Origin of the sequence: Streptomyces sp. NPDC096132 (assembly GCF_044763345.1) — a bacterium.
In the GTDB taxonomy this organism is placed as follows: domain Bacteria; phylum Actinomycetota; class Actinomycetes; order Streptomycetales; family Streptomycetaceae; genus Streptomyces.
On the sequence record NZ_JBIWGA010000017.1, the window covers coordinates 220482 to 241110 of the forward strand.

General features: G+C 72.8%; 17 protein-coding genes. 7 read left to right on the plus strand and 10 right to left on the minus strand.

All coding sequences use genetic code 11. The annotated features are described in order from the left end of the window. Positions 1-34 precede the first annotated feature (34 nt). The 7 genes from rnc to recG form a co-directional block, all read right to left on the minus strand. Complete coding sequence (rnc, locus tag ACIRF9_RS34655; RefSeq protein ID WP_403830397.1) at positions 35-850, minus strand: ribonuclease III; 816 nt, start codon at positions 848-850, stop codon at positions 35-37. A gap of 19 nt (positions 851-869) precedes the next feature. Further along, positions 870-1043 (minus strand): 50S ribosomal protein L32, encoded by a 174-nt coding sequence (rpmF, locus tag ACIRF9_RS34660; RefSeq protein ID WP_003951102.1) that lies wholly within the window; start codon positions 1041-1043, stop codon positions 870-872. Between the two features lie 2 nt (positions 1044-1045). Further along, positions 1046-1696 carry a YceD family protein gene (locus tag ACIRF9_RS34665; RefSeq protein WP_403830400.1) on the minus strand — a complete coding sequence of 217 codons (651 nt, stop codon included), beginning with the start codon at positions 1694-1696 and terminating at the stop codon, positions 1046-1048. 130 nt (positions 1697-1826) lie between these two features. After that, on the minus strand, positions 1827-2882 hold the full coding sequence (locus ACIRF9_RS34670) for an ATP synthase F0 subunit B (RefSeq protein ID WP_403830403.1): 1056 nt from the start codon (positions 2880-2882) through the stop codon (positions 1827-1829). 58 nt (positions 2883-2940) lie between these two features. Next, entirely contained in the window at positions 2941-3420 is a 480-nt protein-coding gene (gene coaD, locus ACIRF9_RS34675; RefSeq protein ID WP_403830446.1) for a pantetheine-phosphate adenylyltransferase, read from the minus strand. A gap of 26 nt (positions 3421-3446) precedes the next feature. Beyond that, positions 3447-4031, minus strand: a complete 585-nt coding sequence (gene rsmD / locus ACIRF9_RS34680; RefSeq protein ID WP_403830405.1) for a 16S rRNA (guanine(966)-N(2))-methyltransferase RsmD — start codon at positions 4029-4031, stop codon at positions 3447-3449. 80 nt (positions 4032-4111) lie between these two features. Continuing rightward, positions 4112-6322 (minus strand): ATP-dependent DNA helicase RecG, encoded by a 2211-nt coding sequence (gene recG, locus ACIRF9_RS34685; protein WP_403830407.1) that lies wholly within the window; start codon positions 6320-6322, stop codon positions 4112-4114. A 167-nt stretch (positions 6323-6489) separates the two neighbouring features. Here recG and ACIRF9_RS34690 point away from each other — a divergent pair, with 167 nt between their 5' ends. Both ACIRF9_RS34690 and ACIRF9_RS34695 read left to right on the plus strand, forming a co-directional pair. Then, the gene (locus tag ACIRF9_RS34690; protein ID WP_403830409.1) at positions 6490-8331 is read left to right on the plus strand and encodes an HSP90 family protein; all 1842 of its coding nucleotides are present in this window, start codon (positions 6490-6492) and stop codon (positions 8329-8331) included. After that, positions 8331-11306, plus strand: a complete 2976-nt coding sequence (locus ACIRF9_RS34695; RefSeq protein WP_403830412.1) for a tetratricopeptide repeat protein — start codon at positions 8331-8333, stop codon at positions 11304-11306. Before ACIRF9_RS34690 ends, ACIRF9_RS34695 begins: the two co-directional genes overlap by 1 nt. Before the next feature lie 12 nt (positions 11307-11318). On the opposite strand, the gene ACIRF9_RS34700 is transcribed toward ACIRF9_RS34695, so the two are convergent. Beyond that, entirely contained in the window at positions 11319-13016 is a 1698-nt protein-coding gene (locus ACIRF9_RS34700; RefSeq protein WP_403830415.1) for a DAK2 domain-containing protein, read from the minus strand. A gap of 231 nt (positions 13017-13247) precedes the next feature. On the opposite strand from ACIRF9_RS34700, the gene rpmB reads away from it, so the two are divergent. The 3 genes from rpmB to ACIRF9_RS34715 all read left to right on the plus strand — a co-directional run bounded on the left by rpmB (position 13248) and on the right by ACIRF9_RS34715 (position 17801). Then, a complete protein-coding gene (gene rpmB / locus ACIRF9_RS34705; RefSeq protein ID WP_003993230.1) occupies positions 13248-13433 on the plus strand; it encodes a 50S ribosomal protein L28 in 186 nt (61 codons plus the stop codon). Between the two features lie 112 nt (positions 13434-13545). Next, the gene (locus ACIRF9_RS34710) at positions 13546-16560 is read left to right on the plus strand and encodes an ATP-binding protein (protein WP_403830418.1); all 3015 of its coding nucleotides are present in this window, start codon (positions 13546-13548) and stop codon (positions 16558-16560) included. A 35-nt stretch (positions 16561-16595) separates the two neighbouring features. Beyond that, positions 16596-17801: an FAD-dependent monooxygenase gene (locus ACIRF9_RS34715; protein WP_403830421.1), complete on the plus strand. Its 1206-nt coding sequence runs from the start codon at positions 16596-16598 to the stop codon at positions 17799-17801. Here ACIRF9_RS34715 and thiD read toward each other — a convergent pair. After that, entirely contained in the window at positions 17776-18579 is an 804-nt protein-coding gene (gene thiD / locus ACIRF9_RS34720; RefSeq protein ID WP_403830424.1) for a bifunctional hydroxymethylpyrimidine kinase/phosphomethylpyrimidine kinase, read from the minus strand. The genes ACIRF9_RS34715 and thiD overlap by 26 nt on opposite strands. Then, on the minus strand, positions 18576-19541 hold the full coding sequence (locus tag ACIRF9_RS34725; protein ID WP_403830426.1) for a thiamine-phosphate kinase: 966 nt from the start codon (positions 19539-19541) through the stop codon (positions 18576-18578). Before ACIRF9_RS34725 ends, thiD begins: the two co-directional genes overlap by 4 nt. A gap of 242 nt (positions 19542-19783) precedes the next feature. On the opposite strand from ACIRF9_RS34725, the gene ACIRF9_RS34730 reads away from it, so the two are divergent. Continuing rightward, the gene (locus ACIRF9_RS34730) at positions 19784-20017 is read left to right on the plus strand and encodes an Lrp/AsnC family transcriptional regulator (protein WP_079659261.1); all 234 of its coding nucleotides are present in this window, start codon (positions 19784-19786) and stop codon (positions 20015-20017) included. 20 nt (positions 20018-20037) lie between these two features. Further along, the gene (locus tag ACIRF9_RS34735) at positions 20038-20538 is read left to right on the plus strand and encodes a DUF3515 domain-containing protein (RefSeq protein ID WP_403830428.1); all 501 of its coding nucleotides are present in this window, start codon (positions 20038-20040) and stop codon (positions 20536-20538) included. The last annotated feature ends 91 nt before the right edge of the window (positions 20539-20629 follow it).

A 20629-nucleotide genomic window follows, 5' to 3' on the forward strand; every position in this document is an offset into this window, starting at 1 on the left:
GGCGAAGGGCGGGCGTCGTACTGTCGTGTTCCGATCAGGCGGAGGCGGACTCGGGGTCCGCGCCGGCTTCGGCGGCCGCGGCGTCGTGCGCCGCCTTCGCCGCCTTGGCGCGCTCGTCCGCCGCGGCCCGGATGGACCGCCACGCGGACTCGGCGGCCTGCTGCTCCGCCTCCTTCTTGCTGCGGCCGGTGCCGGTGCCGTACGAGACGCCTCCGACGCGGGCGGCAGCAGTGAAGGTCTTCTCGTGGTCGGGGCCGGTCTCCGTGACCAGGTACTCGGGCACGCCGAGGCCTTCGGTCGCGGTGAGCTCCTGGAGGCTGGTCTTCCAGTCCAGGCCGGCACCGAGGTTCGAGGACTTCTCGATCAGCGGGTCGAACAGGCGGTGCACCAGTTCGGAGGCCGCGTCGAGGCCCTGGTCGAGATAGACCGCGCCGATCACCGCTTCGAGGGTGTCGGCGAGGATGGACGCCTTGTCCCGGCCGCCCGTGCCCTCTTCACCGCGGCCCAGCCGGATGAAGGAGCCCAGGTCGAGGCCACGACCGACCTCCGCCAGCGCACGTGAGTTGACCACCGCGGCCCGCAGCTTGGCCAGTTGGCCCTCGGGCAGATCGGGGTGGGTGCGGTACAGCGTGTCCGTGACGACGAGGCCGAGCACGGAGTCCCCGAGGAACTCCAGCCGCTCGTTCGTCGGCAGACCGCCGTTCTCGTACGCGTAGGAACGGTGGGTCAGCGCACGCACCAGAAGGGCGGACTCGAGCTGGTAGCCGAGCCGCCCTTCCAGAAGCGTGTGGGACGAGGCCGTGGTGTCCGCCTTTTTCTTGGCGGTCGAGTCCGCCTTGGCGTCAGACATGGAGCCTCTCACCAGCCGCTCAGACCTCGAGGACCTGGCGCTTGTTGTAGGTGCCGCAAGACGGGCACGCGATGTGCTGCTGCTTGGGCTCGTGGCAGCGCTCGCACGCAACCAGGGTGGGGACCGCAGCCTTCCACTGCGACCGGCGGTGGCGCGTGTTGCTGCGCGACATCTTCCGCTTCGGAACAGCCACGGCTACTTCTCCTGCTTCTCGTCGACGCCCGCTTCCGCTTCGGCGCCGCTCATCTCGTCCTTCTCGCCGTCTCCGAGTGAACCGGCGAGTCCCTGCAGTGCCGCCCAACGGATGTCGGTGGCGTCGTGGTGGTGGTCCGGGTCGTCCGCCAGCCGGGCTCCGCACTGGGAGCACAGGCCGGGGCAGTCGTCCTGGCACACCGGCTGCATCGGCAGTGCGAGCACCACCGCATCGCGCAGCACGGGTTCGAGGTCGAACAGGCCGTCCTCGATGAAGAGCCTGTCCTCGTCTTCCTCGGCGTCGTCGGCCGGTTCCGCCTTGGGGCGGCCCCGGTCGTCGGCGTCAGGGTACGAGAACATCTCCTGGAAGTCCGCTTCGAGATCAAGCCCGAGCGGCTCCAGACACCTTACGCACTCCCCCTCGGCCCGTGCACGGGCGGTGCCTGTGACGAGCACCCCTTCCATGACCGACTCGAGGCGGAGTTCGAGCTCCACGGGGGCGCCTTCCGGCACTCCGACGACTCCCTGGATACCGAAGTCCCTGGGGGCGTCGATCTCGCGGGTCAGGCGCTGCAGCGCGCCAGGACGCCGCCCCAGCTCGTGTGTGTCGAACACGAGAGGGTTGCGGTGGTCGAGGCGGGCGTTCAGGGCCATTCCTGCTTTCGATCTTCCGAGCTCTTGGGCCGCCGCCCTTCGGTGTTCCGGGCAGCGGTGATCGCGGACGTACGCGCGACCGAAGAGCCAGGATACTGGAGCTTTCGCCCACAGCCCAATCCGGGTGGTTCTAGAGACCGCGACCCTGTTCGTAGGCGCGCAGCTGCTCCGGGGTGATCATGCCCGTGTCGAAGAGGCTGGTCTCGTCGAGGGCATAGGACTGCTGGGACTGGTGGGACTGCTGGGACTGCTGGTGCGGGTCGTAGGCGGTCTGCTGGGTGTCGTAGCCCTGGTAGGACGCCACGGCGTAGGGGTCCGCCTGCTGGTAGCCGTACTGGTCCTGCTGCGCGTACGTCTGGTCGTAGCCGTACCCGTCCTGCTGCGGGTAGCCGTAGCCGACCGGCTGTTCCTCGTACGACGGCTGCGGCGTCCTCTGTCCGACGGCGGCCGGGGCCGTGCTGTCCTGCTCGGCGAGGGCGGCCAGGTCGGCGAGGTAGTCGGCGTCGGAGGAGTGCTGGTAGGTCGTGGTGTCCTCGGCGAGGGCGCCGAGGTCGTCGGTGGCGATCCGGCCGTGCAGCTTCTGCCGGCCCTTGCCGACGGCCTCCAGTGTCTTGGTGAGCACCGCCTCGAAGGCGCCCAGCTTGGTGTCGACGTAGGCGTCGGCGTCGCGGCGCAGGGTCTCGGGGTCGTGGCTGCGCTCGGGGGCGTCCTCGTCCTCGTAGCCCTGCTCGTCCACACCGGGGCCGGTGCCGAGGAGCTTCTCGCGGCCGCGGCCGACGGAGCCGATGGTCTTGGTGAGGACGACCTCGAAGTTGGCGAGCTTGGAGTCGACGTAGTCGTCGGCCTCGGCGCGGATGTCCTCGGCCTCCTTGCGGGCCTCGGCGAGGATGCGGTCGGCCTCGGCCTGGGAGCGGCGGGCGATCTCGGTGTCGGAGATCAGGGAGCCGCGCTCGGCGTGCGCGGTGGAGATGATCCGCTCGGCCTCCTGGCGGGCCTGCTCGACCATCTGCTCACGGCCGCCGATCAGCTCCTGCGCCTGGGCGAGGGAGTCGGGCAGGGCCGAGCGCACCTCTTCCAGCAGGGCGAGCAGGTCGGCGCGGTTGACCACGCACGAGGCCGACATGGGCATCGACCGGGCACTGGAGACCGCCGTGACGATCTCGTCGAGCTTCATCTGTACGTCCACCGGTTGCTCGCCACTCTCTACAGCTGTGTTGGAGACGGACGGGACGACTGTAGCCCCATCAGTCCTTGCGCAGGCGCTTGTTGAGCGCCTCCAGAACGACCGGCGGGACCAGGTGGGAGACGTCGCCGCCCCAGGTCGCCACCTCCTTGACCAGGGAGGAGGACAGGAAGCTGTACGTGGGGTTGGTGGGCACGAAGAGCGTCTCGACCCCGGACAGCCCGTTGTTCATCTGGGCCATCTGCAGCTCGTAGTCGAAGTCGCTGACCGCGCGCAGGCCCTTGACGATGGCGGGGATCTCGCGCTGCTTGCAGAAGTCGACGAGGAGGCCGTGGAAGGCCTCGACCCGTACGTTGCCGTACTCGGCGGTGACCTGGCGGATCAGGTCGATCCGCTCGTCGATCTCGAACAGGCCCTTCTTGGACTTGTTGATCATGACCGCGACATAGACCTCGTCGTACAGACGGGAGGCGCGGGAAATGATGTCGAGGTGTCCGTTGGTGATCGGGTCGAACGACCCGGGACAGACGGCGCGGCGCACTTGTGATCCCTCGCTCTCCGGTCCGGTCATCGTGCGTCTTCGCACGTAGAGGCGGCGCGACCGTACCAAAACGTTCCCTCGCCGTAGCGACGGGCCCGGAGCGCTTCGAAGCCGTCCGGCCAGTGGAACTCCCCGCCTCTGGTGCTGCGCTCCACGGTGACGAGCGCCTCGGGCGCGAGCCAGCCCCCCGAGCGGAGTGTGAGGAGAATCTCGCGAAGATCGTCGTCCGTGACGGCGTAAGGGGGGTCGAGGAAGACGAGGTCGTACGGCTTTGGCGGCGCCGTCTGGATCACTTGGTGGGCCTTGCCCGCGCGGACCTCGGCGCCGGGGAGGGCGAGGTTTCTCACGTTCTCGCGGATGACGCGGGCGGCTCTCGCGTCGGCCTCCACGAGGAGGGTGTGGCTCGCGCCTCGGGAGAGGGCCTCCAGGCCGACCGCTCCCGAGCCGGCGTAGAGGTCGAGGACGCGTTCGCCGTCGAGGGGGCCGCCGAGGAGGGACTGCCAGGTGGAGAAAAGGCCCTCGCGGGCGCGGTCCGATGTCGGGCGGGTGCCGGTCCCTGGCGGGACGGCCAGTCGGCGTCCGCCGGCTGCGCCGGCGATCACGCGGGTCATCATCAGTCCTTGGTCGTGGGCGGCTTTAAGGTTCAGTGTGGCTGGTCGCGCAGTTCCCCGCGCCCCTGGGTAGGGCCACTTCACCCCTTTTCCAGGTACTGCTCCCTCTCGTCATCCAACAAGGCGTCCAGTGCCGTCCGTAGGCCGGGAAGTCCCGTCAGCTCCGGATCCGCCGTCACCACCTCCACCGCCTCCTCCCTCGCCTCCGCGATGACCTCCTCGTCCTCGATCACGGCCAGGACGCGGAGCGAGGTGCGGGCGCCCGACTGGGCCTGGCCGAGGACGTCTCCCTCGCGGCGTTGTTCGAGGTCGATGCGGGAGAGTTCGAAGCCGTCGAGGGTGGAGGCGACGGCGTTGAGGCGCTGGCGGGCGGCACTGGCCTCGGGCATCTCGGTGACCAGGAGGCAGAGGCCGGCCGCCGAGCCGCGGCCCACTCGGCCGCGGAGCTGGTGGAGCTGGGAGACGCCGAAGCGGTCGGCGTCCATGATGACCATCGCCGTCGCGTTGGGGACGTTGACGCCGACCTCGATGACCGTGGTGGCGACCAGGACGCCCGTCTCGCCCGCGGCGAAGCGGCGCATCACCGCGTCCTTGTCGTCCGGGTGCATTCGGCCGTGCAGGACTTCGACCGTGAGGCCTTGCAGGGGGCCTTTCGCGAGCTGGTCGGCCACTTCCAGGACCGCGAGGGGCGGGCGCTTCTCGGCCTCGTCCTCCGCGGACTTCTTCGCCTTCTTCGGGTCGGCGGGTTCGTCGATGTCGTCGCCGATGCGCGGGCAGACGACGTACGCCTGATGGCCGTTCTGCACCTCCTCGCGCACCCGCTCCCAGGTCCTCGCCAGGAAGTGGGGCTTGTCGGCGGCGGGGACGACATGGCTGGCGATGGGTGAGCGGCCGGCCGGGAGCTGGTCGAGGACGGAGGTCTCCAGGTCGCCGAAGACCGTCATCGCGACCGTGCGCGGGATGGGGGTGGCCGTCATGACGAGGAGGTGCGGGGGCTGTTTGCCCTTGCCGCGCAGGGCGTCGCGCTGTTCGACGCCGAAGCGGTGCTGTTCGTCGACCACGACCAGGCCCAGGTCGTGGAACTGGACCTTGTCCTCGATCAGGGCGTGGGTGCCGATGACGATTCCGGCCTCGCCGGTGACGAGGTCGAGCAGGGCCTGGCGGCGGGCCGCGGCGCCCATGGAGCCGGTCAGCAGCACGACCTTGGTGGCCTGCTCGGCGCCGCCCAGCATGCCGCCCTCGGCCAGCTCGCCCATCATCTCCACGATCGAGCGGTGGTGTTGCTGGGCGAGGACCTCGGTGGGGGCCAGCATGGCTGCCTGCCCGCCGGCATCGACGACGGCGAGCATGGCGCGCAGGGCCACCATGGTCTTGCCCGATCCGACCTCGCCCTGGAGGAGGCGGTGCATCGGGTGGTCGGTCGCCAGGTCGTCGAAGATCTCCTTCGAGACCTTCTGCTGGCCTTCCGTGAGCGTGAAGGGGAGGCGGTCGTCGAAGGCGGTGAGGAGGCCGTCGGGGGACGGCCGGCGGGGGACGGCGGGGAGTTGGGCGTCGGCGTGGCGGCGGCGGGCGAGGGCGACCTGGAGGACGAAGGCCTCGTCCCACTTGAGGCGGGCGCGGGCGTCGGCGATGTCGGCCTTGGTGTGGGGGCGGTGGATCTTGAGGAGGGCCTCGGGGAGGGTGACCAGACCGCGGCCCTCGCGGAGGGCGGGCGGGAGGGGGTCGACGGCTTCCTGGGCGCTGGGCAGGACGGTCTGGAGGGCCTTGCCGATCTTCCAGGACTCCAGTTTGGCGGTGGCCGGGTAGATCGGGATCAGGGCGCCCGCCCAGGTCTCGACGGTCTCCTCCCTGTCGCCGCGCAGCAACTCGTACGCCGGATGCGCCAGTTGGAGTCGGTGCCTGAAGACGGAGACCTTGCCGGCGAACATCGCGCGCGTGCCCGGCAGGAGTTCCTTGTGGGGTTTGTGGACGCCGTTGCCGAAGAAGACCAGCTGGAGTCGACCACTGCCGTCGGTGATGGTGACTTCCAGCCGTTGGCCCTTGCCGCGGGGTGTCTTGGCGGAGGCGTAGGTCTGCAGCCGGGCGTCGGCGACCATGGCGACCACCGTGACGTGCTCGTCCATGGGGAGGTCGGCCAGGTGGGTGAGCTGGCCGCGCTCCTCGTATCTGCGCGGATAGTGGTGCAGGAGGTCGCCGACGGTGTGCAGGCCGAGGTGCTCGGCCATCACCTTCGCGGTCGGTGGGCCGAGCACCTTCTTCAGTGGTTCTTCGAGTGCGGGCACGAGATCCATTGCACACCACCGCACCGACATTGCCGTATACGTGTCCTGAAACCCCTGGTCAGACGGCTCGTTCGGGCTCTAGGATGGCGCGCCTCCGGCCATCATCCGCGGTCACCGCCCCACCGGGACCGCCCGACCCCGCGCCGTGCTCATCCCCACTTCGCGGCGCTGCAGCGATGGACTCCCAGACCTCACAGTCATCCCAGGCATCACCGTCACCTCATACGTTCCAGGTCGACCTGCGTGGTCTGGTGGACCTGCTGTCCCATCACCTCTACTCCAGTCCCAAGGTCTATCTGCGGGAGCTGCTGCAGAACGCCGTGGACGCGATCACCGCCCGGCGGGCCGAGGAGCCCGACGCCCCGGCGCGGGTGCGGCTGTACGCGTCGGGCGGGGCGCTGCGGGTCGAGGACTCCGGCGTCGGGCTGACCGAGGCCGACGTGCACAACCTGCTGGCGACCATCGGGCGCAGTTCCAAGCGGGCGGACGATCTTCAGGAGGCCCGGGCCGACTTCCTCGGGCAGTTCGGCATCGGTCTGCTGGCGTGTTTCGTGGTCGCCGAGCGGATCCGGGTGGTCAGCCGCAGTGCCCGTACGCCGGGTGCGCCACCCGTGGAGTGGACGGCGCGCGACGACGGCTCCTACACCGTGCGGACGCTCCCCCACGACGAGCGGCCCGAGCCGGGCACCACCGTGCATCTGGTGGCGCGGGCCGGGGCCGGTGAGTGGCTCACCGAGGAGCGGGTGCTCAGGCTGGCGCGGGACTTCGGTTCGCTGCTGCCGTACGACGTCCGGGTGGGCGACGAGGCGGTCACCGATCTGCCGGCGCCCTGGGACCGGCCGTACCCCTCCCCCGCCAACCGGCGGGTGGCGCTGGCCCGGCACTGTCACCAGCTGTTCGGGTTCACGCCGTTGGACACGATCGAGCTGAACGTGCCACTGGCGGGGATCCGCGGGGTGGCGTACGTGCTGCCGGCGGCGGTCAGCCCGGCGCAGCGGGCCACGCACCGGGTGCATCTGAAGGGCATGCTGCTGACCGAGCGGGCCGAACAGCTGTTGCCCGACTGGGCGTTCTTCGTGCGCTGTGTCCTGGACACCGACAGTCTGCGGCCCACGGCCTCGCGCGAGTCGCTGTACGAGGACGAGACGCTGGCGGCCGTCCGGGAGGCGCTGGGGGAACGGATCCGGTCATGGCTGACGGGGCTGGCGGCCGGTGATCCGGAGCGGCTCTCGGCCTTCCTGGCCGTGCACCACCTGGGGGTGAAGTCGCTGGCGCGGCACGACACGGAGATGCTGCGCACGATGCTGCCGTGGCTGCCGTTCGAGACGACCGACGGGCGGCTGTCGCTGGAGGAGTTCGCCCAGCGACACCCGGTGGTGCACTTCACGCGGACCGTGGAGGAGTACCGGCAGGTCGCGCCGATCGCGTCCGCGCAGGGCGTCGGGGTGATCAACGGCGGTTACACGTACGACAGCGAGCTGGTCGAGGCGCTGCCGTCGGTGCGGCCGGGGACGGCGGTGGCCGAGCTCGACGCGGACACCGTGACGGCTCACCTGGACGCCGTGGACCCGGCCGAGGAGCTGGCGCTGTCGGGTTTCCTGGCGGCCGCGCGGGCGAAGCTCGACCCGCTGGGCTGCGACGTCGTGCTGCGCGCCTTCCATCCGCTGTCCGTGCCCGCGCTGCATCTGGACGACCGGGCGGCGCGGCACGAGCAGGCGCGGGCGGAGGCCGAGGCGCAGGCCGACGATCTGTGGGCGGGCATCCTGGGCTCGCTGCGCGGCAGCGCCCCGCGCGCGCGTCTGGTGCTGAACCATCTCAATCCGCTGATCCGCAGGATCAGTTCGCTGCGGGAAACGGAACTGATCGGCACCGCCACGGAGTCCCTGTACGGGCAGGCGCTGCTGATGGCGCAGCGGCCGCTGAGGCCCGCGGACTCGGCGCTGCTGAACCGGGCGTTCATCGGCCTTCTGGAGTGGGCCACGCACGGGGAGGCCGCACACGGGGAGGACGACCAGTGATGAGTGAGATCAGGGACTTCGAGTCGCTCCGCCGCGCGATGGCGGAGAACGGCGAGCAGCCGGAGGGCCCGGCGCGCAACACGCGCGCGGAGCAGTTGCTGGCGGAGGCCGAGAAGCTGAACATCCCGCTCGCGGTGATCGAGGCGCTCGGGCACCAGCTGAAGGTCTACAACTACAGCTCCGAGAAGGACAAGATGTTCGTCCCGTTCGCGCGGCTGCTGCGCCTGTGGGACGAGCGGCCCGGGGACTTCGACGAGTACGAGACGCATTCGCTGCACTGGGTCTTCAAGTGGATGTCGGCCGGCATGCTCGACCAGCCGCACGTGCCGCTCGCGTCGGTGGAGAAGTGGCTGGGCGAGATGGAGCACCGCTACCGGCTCGCGGGGCACTCCGAGCGTGCGGTGCGCAGCTCCGAGTTCAGCGTGGCCGCGCATGTCGGGGACGTCCCGCGCGCGGAGCGGGCGTTCGCCGCCTGGCTGGCCGCGGACCGGGACGCGATGGCCGACTGCCACGCGTGCGAGCTGCACGGGCAGGGCTGGTGGCAGGCGGAGCGGGACCGGGACGAGGAGGCGCTGCGGCTGTGGGCGCCGGTCCTGGAGGGCGAGTACACGTGCGCGCACGAGCCCCACACGGTGCTCGCGTCGTCCCTGGTGCCGCTGCTGCGGCTGGGCCGGGTGGAGGAGGCGCGCGCCCACCATCTGCGGGGCTTCCGGCTCGTACGGCCCATGGAGAGCATGCGGGGCGCCTACGCCGACCACGTCGAGTTCTGCGCGCTGACCGGCAACGAGGCGCGGGGTCTGGAGCTGCTCGCGGAGCGGCCGGCGTACTTCACGGACGACGGGCATCCGCGCAGCAAGCTGGAGTTCCTGAGTGTCGTGGTGCTGCTCATGGAGCGGCTGTCCGGGCTGGGGCTGGGCGGGCAGCGGGTGCCCGGTCCGGCCGGGCGGGAGTGGACGGCCGCCGAACTGGCCGCGCACGCGCGCGGGGAGGTGCTCGCGCTGGCCGCGCGGTTCGACGAGCGCAACGGCACCGGGCACGTCAGCGAGCGGGCACGCGCGCGCATGGGCCGGCGTCCGCTGGTGGAACGGCTGCCGCTGGGGGTGCGGGCGGCACGGCCGGCCCGGGCCGCGGTGGCCTCGCCGCCCCCGGCCCGTCAGGCGCAGGAGACCCAGGAGGTCACGGAGCCCGGTCTGGACGCGCTGCTCGCCGAGGCGCGGCGGCTGTCGGACACGCTGCAGCCGAACGCCGTCGAGGCGTGGGCGGCGGCCGCGCGGGCCGCCGAGCGCACCGAGGGGGCGGAGCTGGACGCGCGTGACCGTGCGGAGATCGCCGAGCACGAGGCGATCGCGCTCGGCCCGGAGGGCGCGGAAACGTTCGAGCGGGCCGCGGAGCTGTACGCGGAGGCGGGCGACCCCGGGGAGGCACTGGCGGCACACGCGCGTGGGGCGTACGTCCGCGCGCTCGCCGGGGAGGACGTCGAGGAGGCGCTGGCGGCCGTCGCCGGCCCGTACGACGACGTCCTCGCGCTGTACGCGGAGAGCGGCACCCAGGTGCGGCAGGCGGCGGGCGTGCTGATGGCGCGGGCGCGGATCCTGATGCGGCGCGTGCACGCGGCCGACGGGCCGGTGGAGGAAACGGTTCTGGCGGAGGCGGAGGCCGCCGTACGGGAGCTGCTGGCGCTCGTCGACGGGCGGACCGGGGACGACGTACGGCTCACGGCGCGGGTCGCCGAGGGGCACGCGATGCTCGCGGAGCTCGCCGTGCACTCCGGGAACGTGGAGGCGGGCGCGGAGCTGTTCGCGCGGGCCGCGGCGGAGTTCACGGGGGCGGGGCTGCCGTGGTTCGCCGTGGAGTACGAGGCCCGTCTTGCCGGTCTGGCGCACCATCTGGGCGACATGGTGGAGGCGGAGCGGGCGCTGCGGGCGGCCCTGGAGCACGGCGGAGCGTATCTGGAGCCGGTCGGGCGGGCCCAGCTGCACCTTCAGCTGGCCGAGGTGGTCGGGGGCCGGGGGCAGGCCGACGAGGCCGCGGAGCACGCCCTGGAGGCGGCGCACTGGGCCGACGAGGCGGGCGAGGGCCCCACGTTCGGCGCCTGGGCTCGGCACCAGCTCGGCGGGTACCTGGTCCGGCAGGGCCGCTGGGCCGAGGCCGCGGAGGTGCTGGAGTCGGCGCTGGCGGACCTGCGCGCGGAGACGCACGGCGACGGGGCGGTCGTCCAGACGCAGTGGTGGCTGGGCGACTGTCTGAGCGAGCTGGGCGAGCACCGGGACGCCGCCGAACGGCGGTTGCAGGCCGCCGAGATCGCCCGGCACTGGCCCGAGCAGCACGACCACGCGACCCTCGCCCACCTGGCCGCCGAGTCCCTCGGCCACGCGGGACTGCACGACGAGGCGGACCACGCGTACGCGCGCGCGGGTGAGCTGTGGCACGGCCTGGGCAATGTGCACGGTCTCGTGCGTTCCCTGCGGGCCCGGGCGTGGCTGGCGCTGCGCACCGAGGACGGTACGGAGGGGGCGCGTGCGCTGATGACGAGCGCCGTGGAGGCGTGCGCGGACGCGCTGGAGGTGGCGGACGAGGAGGAGGCGCGGCTGCGGCTGGTCGCCGAACTCGGCCACACCCACCGCCAGTTCGGTGACCTGCTGGCCCGCTCGGCGGCCGAGGACGCCGACGACGACTCGATCCGGGACACCCTGGAGGAGGCGCTGTCGCAGGTGGCCGAGGCGGTCGCGGTGTTCGTCGCCCTGGACGGCGACGCCCTGCACGCCCGCACCGGCGCCGAGCTGGCCGCGGGCTGGCTGGAGACCGACCTGGGCCGCCCGGATCGGGCGGCGGCACGCGCGCGTGCGGTGCTGCGGGCCTACGCGGACGCCGGACACGACGAGGCCGAGGACGACGAGGACGACGGGACGGTCCGGGGCCGTCGGGCGGAGGCCGAGCAGTTGCTCCAGGTCGCGGCGGAGCAGACCGGCGAGTAGGGGCCGCTCCGGCTACTCCACGCCGATCAGCAGCAGCGCGCCTTGCCGTCCGCCCCGGTACACCACGGTGTCGACGGCGAGGTACGCCTCCCGTACCCGCGCCTCGAGGTGCTCGGCGATGCCCGCGGGAGCCTCGTCGCCGAGCACGAGGGTGACGAGTTCGCCGCCCGCGGACAGCATGCGGTCCAGGACGGTCGCGGCGGTGACGGTGACGTCGGCGCCGATGACGGCCACGTCGCCGTCGATCAGCCCGAGGACGTCACCGGCCTGGCAGATGCCGGCCATGGTCCACGACTGGCGCTCGGCGACCTCGACCTCGGCGTAGCGGGTGGCGCCGGCCGCCGAGGTCATGGACACGACGTCCTCGTCGAAGCGGCGGTCCGGCTCGTGCACGGCGAGCGCGGCGATGCCCTGGACGGCGGAGCGGGTGGGGATCAGGGCCACCCGGATGCCTTCCGTGCGGGCCTGTTCGGCGGCCGCGGCCGCGGTGTGGCGCAGATCGGCGTCGTTGGGCAGCAGGACCACCTCGCGCGCGTGGGCACGCCGTACGGCTTCGACGAGCTCCCCGCTGGCGGGCGGCTCCCCGGGGCGGGCGAGGACCGTGGTCGCGCCGGCCTCGGTGTACAGCCCGGCCAGGCCCTCGCCGGGCACGACGGCGACGACGGCCCGCTGGACGCGTTCGCGGGCCGGGCGTTCGCCCCCGCGCGCGTGTGCGTCGTCGGCGCCGAAGTGGGTGATGCGGATCCGGTACGGCCGTCCGGCCTCGACGCCCGCCTCGACGGCGGCGCCCGCGTCGTCCACGTGCACATGGACGTTCCACAGGCCGTCGCCGCCGACCACGACGAGCGAGTCCCCGAGGGTGTCGAGGCGCTGCCGCAGCCGGTCCACGGCCTGGTCCTCGGCCTCCAGCAGGTAGATCACCTCGAAGGCGGGCCCGCCCGCGCCGTCCGGAGCGTCGGCGCAGTCCTCGGCGTCCGTCGGCCGGACGGCCTCCACGTGTGCGTGCGCCCCGGATCCGGTTCCGGCCGCGGCGGCCGAGAGCGCCGGCGCCTCCCCCGTGAACGTCTCCACCAGGGCCGAGAGGACCGCGACCAGTCCCCGCCCGCCCGCGTCGACCACTCCGGCGCGGTCCAGGACGGCCAGCTGGGCCGGGGTCGCGGCCAGGGCCGCGCACGCCCCCCGGTAGGCGGCGCGGGCGACCGTCCCGCAGTCCCCCTCGGTCCCCTCGGCCGCGTCGGCGGCGGCGGAGGCGACCGACAGGACCGTGCCCTCGACGGGGTGGGCGACGGCCTGGCGGGCGGAGTCGGCCGCGTGCCGCAGGGCCAGCCGCAGCCCGTCTCCGTCGGTGTGCGGGGCCTCCCCCTCGGTGGCGAGTACCTGGGCCATGCCGCGCAGGAGCTGGGCGAGGATCGTCCCCGAGTTCCCGCGCGCCCCGATCAGCGCACCGTGCGCCATCGCGCGGGCGGCGTCGGCGAGGGAGGGATTCCGCTCCGCCGCCGGACCGGCCTCGTACCCCGCGAACACGGCCTCGACGGCGGTCGCGGCGGACTCGACGGTCAGGTAGAGGTTGGTGCCGGTGTCCCCGTCCGCGACGGGGTACACGTTGATCGCGTCGATCTCCTCGCGCGCCCGGCCCAGCGCCGTGAGCGCGAGTCCGCACCAGGTCCGCACCGCGAGAGCATCGAAGAATGTCTGCGGCACCTGCGCCACCTGCGCCTCCTTGAGCTCCTGGACTGGACGCAGCGTAGACCCCTGGCGGGGGAGCACCGGACCGACCATGGTAGTTTCGTTGTACTGGCGCAGTCGTTGTATGCTGCTCCGGTTGCCCGATCCCATCGGGCCATTCCCCTGGCAACGCCACTCAGATCTCTGATCCTTCGATCTCGATCCCGGCACGCCGGGATCCAACCGTAAGTGCATCTGAAGTCTTTGGAGTGACCCGTGGCTGCCAACTGCGACGTCTGCGGCAAGGGGCCGGGCTTCGGCAACAACATCTCGCACTCGCACCGCCGTACGTCCCGCCGCTGGAACCCGAACATCCAGCGTGTGCGTACCGTGGTGGGCGGGACGCCGAAGCGCGTGAACGCTTGCACCTCGTGCATCAAGGCCGGCAAGGTCTCGCGCTGACGCACTGCTGAGTGCGCGGCCACTGCTGGTTCGCCGCATCTGGCCGGTCCACCTCGAGTGGGCCGGCTTTTTGCTGTACCTGACAACCGGCTGAGCTGGCAGACTCCGGCCCATGCGCTTCGGGATCCTGGGCTCCTTGGACCTCCGCACCGACGACGGCACCCCCCTCGACCCCGGCGGCCCCCGCCCCCGCGCCCTGCTCACCCTCCTGCTGCTCGACGCGGGCCGCGGTGTCTCCCTGGAGCGGCTGACCGACGGCCTGTACGGCGCCGAGCCGCCCGCCGGGGCCGCCAACGCGCTCCAGTCCCAGGTCTCCCGGCTGCGCCGCCGGCTGGCCCCGCACACCGAGATCGAGGCCACACCCACCGGCTACCGCGTCACCGCCGAGCCGGACACCGTCGACGTCCACCGCTTCGAGCGGCTGGCGGCGGAGGGGCGGGCCGCCCTCACCGCCGGGGACCATCCGCGGGCCGCCGCCCGGTTGCGGGAGGCGCTCGCCCTCTGGCGTGGCCCGGCGCTGCCCGACCTGCCGGACGCGCACGCCGAGCGGGCCCGGCTCGACGAGCTGCGGCTGGCGGCCGTACAGGACCGAATCGAGGCGGATCTCGCGCTCGGCGGGGGGCCGGAGCTGGTGCCGGAGCTGCGGGGCCTGCTGTTGGCGCATCCGCTGAGCGAGCGGCTGTACGGACAGCTGATGCGGGCGCTGCACGCGGGCGGGCGGCCCGCCCAGGCGCTCACCGTGTACGAGGAGGCTCGGCGCACCCTCGCCGACGAGCTGGGCGCCGACCCCTCCCCGGAGCTGGCCGCACTCCACCTGGAGCTGCTCCAGGGCGGCGGCCCCTCCCGCCCCCCGGTGCCGGTGCAGCTCACGCGGTTCGTGGGCCGGGAGGCCGAGCTGGCCCGTATCTCCGAAGCCCTGTCCGAGGCCCGCCTCGTCACACTCACCGGCCCGGGCGGCGCCGGAAAGACCCGCCTGGCCATCGAAGCGGCACGAGCGGGTGCCGCATCGGCGTCGGACGTGTGTTTCGTCGAGCTGGCGCCGCTCACCGACGGGACGCGGATCCCGTACGCCGTGCTCGCGGCGCTCGGGGTGCGGGAGGGGTTCCGGACGCCCGCCGGGGACGCGTCGGAGCGGCTGCTGGCCGCGCTGGAGGAGCGGGAGGTGCTGCTGGTCCTCGACAACTGCGAGCACCTGGTGGAGGACACGGCACGGCTCGCGGCGCTGCTGCTCGCGAACTGTCCCGGGGTGCGGGTGCTGGCGACCAGCCGGGAGTCCCTGGGGATCACCGGCGAGGTGCTGGTGCCGGTGCCGCCGCTGCCGCCGGATCCCGCGGCACGGCTCTTCGTGGACCGCGCGCGTGCCGTGCGGCCCGGTTTCGCGGGGCACGCGCGCGTGGCCGGCATCTGCGCGGCCCTCGACGGGCTGCCGCTGGCGATCGAACTGGCGGCCGCCCGGCTGCGCACCCTGACCCCCGAGGAGCTGGCCGACCGGCTCGACGACCGGTTCCGGCTGCTCTCGCGCGGCGACCGCTCCAAGGCGCCCCGGCACCGCACCCTGCGCGCGGTGGTGGAGTGGAGCTGGGACCTGCTGGACGAGGAGGAGCGGGAGCTGGCCCGGCGGCTCACGGTGTTCTCCGGGGGCGCCGGCCTGGAGGCGGTGGAGGAGGTGTGCGGACTGCCATATCCGGAGGACGTGCTGGCCTCCCTGGTCGAGAAGTCCTTCCTGGAGGTGTCCGACGGCCGCTACCGCATGCTGGAGACGATCCGTGCCTTCGCGGCCGGGGAGCGCACCGGCGAGGCGGACCTGCGGGACGCGCACGCCGGGTACTTCCTGCGGCTGGCCGAGCGCGCGGAACCGTATCTGCGCGGCGGGGAGCAGCTGCCGTGGCTGGCCCGTCTGGACGCCGAGCACGCCGACCTGGATGCCGCCCTGGACCATCTCACCGCCACCGACCCCGCCGCCGCGCTGCGCCTGATGGCGGCGCTGACCTGGTTCCGGCGGCTGCGCGGGCCGCACGGCGCGCATGTGGCGCAGGCCCGGGCGCTGCTCGCGGCCGTCGGCGACGAGCCGCCCGAGGGGCTGGCCGAGGAGTACGCGCTGTGTCTGATGAACAGTGTCACGGGGCGCGGCGACGACCCCGCGGAGCCCGCCCGGGTCGCGCGCGTGGGGGCGGTGATGGCTTCGCTGGAGGGCCCGCTGCGGCTGCCGTTCACGATGGTGCTGTGGTCGCTGACCGGCGGTCCGCTGAGCACGGCCCTCAACGACCGGGCGCGCGTGCAGGTCGGGGACGGGACCTGGCGGTGCGCGCTGCTCGACCTCGGCACCGCCTACCAGTACCGGTTCACGGGCGACGCGACCGCCTCCGAGTCCTCCTTCGACCGGGCCCTCGCCGGTTTCCGGGAGACCGGCGACCGCTGGGGCATGGCCAACTGCCTGGACCCGCTGGGCACATTCGCGGCCCTGCGTGGTGATTACGCACGCGCCCTGGAACTGCTCGACGAGGGCCTGACGTACGTCCACGAGCTGCGGGCGCCGGAGGAGACCGCGGACCTGCTGCGCTCACGCGGGTTCGTGCTGCTGCACCGGGGCGACACCGAGGAGGCCGCCGCCCACTTCACGCACTCCGCCGCCCTCGCCCGCACGGCCGGCGTCCCGGACAAGGTGGCGGCGGCCCGGCGCGGGCTCGGCGACAGCGCCCGGCTGTCCGGGGACACCGCCCACGCGCGCGTGCACTACGAGAGCGCTCTGGAGACGTGCGCGGCGAACTGGTTCAGCCTGGGCGAGAGCGTCCTCATCCTGGTCGGGCTGGGCCGTACGGCCGCGCAGGAGGGGGATGTCGGGCAGGCCCGGGAGTGGTTCGCCCAGGCCCTCGCCCTGGCCGAGGGTCCGCCCGGCCCCGACGCCCTGGCGTCCGTCGCCGAGGCGCTGGCGTCCGTCGCCGAACCGGCGCGGCGGGCGGCCGAACTGCTGGGCGCCGCCACGGGCCTGCGGGGCGCCCGCGCGGACGGCGACCCCGACGTCGTACGGACCGAGAGGGCGGTGCGCGCGCGGCTGTCCCCTCAGGAGTACGACGAGGCCTTCGAGCGGGGGCGGAGCCTGCGGTCAGCGGCGGTCAGCGAACGGTAGGAGGACGGTCAGCGGTCCCGCCGAGGCTGCCGTGCATGACGAACAAGAGGAACGACCTCGGCCACCTGACCGTCCTGATCTCCGGCGCCAGCGTCGCCGGCCCGGCGCTCGCGCTGAACCTCGCCCGGTACGGCGCCCGCGTCACCGTCGTCGAGAAGGCGCCCGCCCTGCGCGGGGGCGGCTTCGCCGTCGACTTCCGGGGGCACGTCCACCGCGAGGTGCTCACCGGGATGGGCATCTGGGACGAGATCCACGCCCGCCAGACCCACATGGGCCGGCAGATCGTCGTCGACGCGGCCGGGTCCCCGAAGGTGGACCTGCCGTCGGAGATGATGAGCGGCGACGTGGAGATCTTCCGCGGCGAGCTCGCGAAGATCATGTACGAGCGGACCGAGGACCGCGTCGAGTACGTGTTCGACGACTCGATCGCCTCGCTCACCGACACGTCCGACGGTGTCGACGTCACCTTCGACAGCGGCCCGTCCCGCCGCTTCGACCTGGTGATCGGCGCGGACGGCCTCCACTCGCACACCCGCTCGCTCGTCTTCGGCGACGAGTCCCGCTACCTGCGCTTCTTCGACCACTACGTGGCCGGCTTCGAGGTCCCGAACCACCTGGGCCTGGACCGCACCGGCCGGGTCTACAGCGAGCCCGGCCGCGCGATCGCCCTCGGCAACTACGACGGCGACCCGGACCGCGCGGGCGCGCTGCTGGTCTTCCGGTCGGAGCGGCTGTCGTACGACCGCCGGGACGTCGCCGCGCAGAAGCGGATCCTGGCCGAACGGTTCGCGGGGATGGGCTGGGAGGGGCCGAACGTCCTCAAGGCGCTGGAGGCGGCCGACGACCTGTACTTCGACGCGATCGCCCAGATCCACGTCGACCGACTCACCCGGGGGCGGGTGGCGCTGCTCGGGGACGCGGGATACGGCGCGACCATGGGCGGCATGGGGACGGGGGTGGCGGTCGTGGGCGCGTACGTCCTGGCCGGTGAACTCGCCCTGGCGGGCGGGGACCACCGTGCGGCGTTCGCCGCGTACGAGTCCCGGATCCGGGACTTCGCCAAGGGCTGCCAGAAGACCTCGGGCAACGCGGGGCCGTTCTTCGCGCCGGCCACCGAGCGGCGCATCCGCAGCCGGGACCGGATGTACCGGCTGCTCGCCTCCCGTCCGATGGCGGCCTTCTTCAAGCGGATCACCGAGAAGTCGGCGACGAACATCAAGCTGCCGGAGTACCCCGGGTGAGTTCCCAGCCGTGGTCCACGGGACCGATCCCGCCGCCAAGCGCGAAGCCGGCGGCGATCGCCCCGGTGACGTACTCCTTGGCCGCCGTCACCGCCTCCGGCACGGGCCGCCCCTTCGCGAGCTGCGACGCGATCGCGGACGCGAGGGTGCAGCCCGTGCCGTGCGTGTGCCGGTTGTCGTGCCGGGGAGCGCGCAGCCAGTGCTCCTCGGATCCGTCGGTGAGCAAGTCGACGGCGTCGCCGGGGAGATGACCGCCCTTGACCAGCACCCATCGCGGTCCGTACGCCAGGACGGCGGCCGCCGCCTCCCGCAGTTGGTCCTCCGACTCGACCTGCACGCCGGTGAGTTGGGCGACCTCGTCGAGGTTCGGGGTGGCGACGGTCGCGGCCGGGAGCAGTCTGGTGCGGACGGAGTCCAGCGCGGAGGCGGCCAGCAGCGGGTCGCCGTGCTTGGAGACGCCCACGGGGTCGACGACGGTCGGCACCGCCGTGTCCGCGATCAACTCGGCCACGGCCTCCACGAGTTGGGCGGAGGCGAGCATCCCGGTCTTCACGGCCTGGACGCCGATGTCGTCGACGACGCTGCGGTACTGGGCCCGCACCGCCTCGACCGGGAGCTCCCAAGCACCCTGTACGCCCAGGGAGTTCTGCGCGGTGACCGCGGTGACGACGCTCATGCCGTGCACACCGAGCGCGAGCATCGTCTTCAGGTCGGCCTGGATGCCCGCGCCGCCGCCGGAGTCGGACCCGGCGACCGTGAGCACCCTCGGCGGACTCATGACTCCATGTCCCCGAAGTGGTCCCAGCCGCCCTGCCGGGTCCAGGGGGCCCCGTCGACGGTGACCTGGGGCAGCGCCGAGGGGTTGAGGACCTCGCCGATCACCTTCCAGCGGGCGGGCAGCTTCACGTCCGGCGGGAAGGTCGCCACGATCGCGTGGTCCTCTCCCCCGGTCAGCACCCACTGGATGGGGTCGACGCCGACGGCCTGCCCGATGTCGTTCATCTGGGTGGGGATGTCTATGGCGCCGGAGCGGATGTCGATGCGCACCTTGCTGGCCTCGGCGATGTGCCCGAGGTCGGCGATCAGCCCGTCGCTGACGTCGCACATCGCGGTCGCGCCGAGCGCGGCGGCGGCCGGGCCCGCGTGGTACGGCGGCTCGGGGCGGCGGTGGGCCTCGACGAAGGCGCGCGGCGAGCGGAAGCCCCGGGAGAGCACCGCGTACCCGGCGGCGGACCAGCCCAGCCAGCCGGTCACCGCGACGAGGTCGCCGGGCTGGGCGCCGGCCCGGGTGATCGGCTCCTGGTTGCGCAGATCGCCGAGCGCGGTGATCGACACCATGATCGTGTCGCCCCGGACGACGTCGCCGCCGACCACGGAGGCGCCGGCGACCTGGCACTCGTCGCGCAGCCCGTCCATCAGCTCGCTGGGCCAGGTCACCGGCAGTTCGGCCGGCACGACGAGACCGAGCAGCAGGGCGGTCGGCACCGCGCCCATGGCGGCGATGTCGGCGAGGTTCTGGGCGGCGGCCTTGCGGCCGACGTCGTAGGCGGTGGACCAGTCGCGGCGGAAGTGCCGGCCCTCCAGCAGGATGTCGGTGCTGGCCACGACCCGGCGGTCGGGCGCGGCCACCACCGCGGCGTCGTCGCCGGGACCGACCCGCACCGCCGAGGTGGTGGTGAGACGGGAGGTGAGCTCCCTGATGAGCCCGAACTCCCCCAGCTCACCAACAGTGCCCTTCATTGCCCTTTCGCCCCTTCTGTGCCTGTCCCTGCCCGGTCGCGCAGCACCAGTGTCCTCGATACGGTCGTAGGGGCCGACACGGCCCGCCCGACCGGGACGGTCGACGTGACCGTCAACCTCTGCCTTCCCTGCACCCCGGCACGGGGGCCGCGCTCCCCGCAGGTCTCCCCGCGGCGCGCGGCGACGCGATACCGTGGCGTTCCTTTTCCCCACATGATCCTCGTGGCCGCCCTGGAGGTTCCGTGGTACAGGCGTACATCCTGATCCAGACGGAGGTCGGCAAAGCGTCGACCGTCGCCGAGGAGATCAGCAAGATTCCTGGGGTCGTCCAGGCCGAGGACGTGACGGGACCGTACGACGTGATCGTGCGGGCCCAGGCCGACACGGTGGACGACCTCGGACGGATGGTGGTCGCCAAGGTCCAGCAGGTGGACGGGATCACCCGTACCCTGACCTGCCCGGTCGTGCATCTGTAGCCCCCGTCTACCCTTGGCCGGTGAACCTTTTCCGTCACCGGCTCAGTGGTCTGCCCGCCCTCGCTCTGCTGTGCGCCGCCGTGGGCTGCTCATCCGCAGACGACAGCGCGGCCGCGGCGGTTCCCAGTCCCACGACGAAGGTCGCGAAACTCTGCCGGAACCTGGACGGGGCGCTGCCGTCGAAGGTGGACGGTCAGGACCGCCGGGATCCCGAGCCCGCCTCCGCGCTGACCGCGGGCTGGGGGAACCCGGCGATCATACTGCGCTGCGGTGTGGAGCGGCCGCCGAAGATGGTGGATCCGAAGGTGGCCGAGGGCGCCGACCCGGACGCGGTCGCCGGCGGGGTGAACGGCGTCGACTGGCTGATGGAGAAGCGGGACGGCGGGGGGTACCGGTTCACCACCGCCAGTCGCCTCGCCTACGTCGAGGTGACGGTGCCGGAGGGGACGGACAGTTCGGCGGTGCTGATCGACTTGGCTGCCGCCGTCAAGAAAGCGGTGCCCGAGGGGATCGCCGACTAGGGGGTGTTGTGAAAGTCCCGTGCGGTGCCCGCGGTGTCCGGTGCGTGCCCTGGGGGTCCCCCCGGCCGAAGGCTGGGGGAGTGCCGGACGA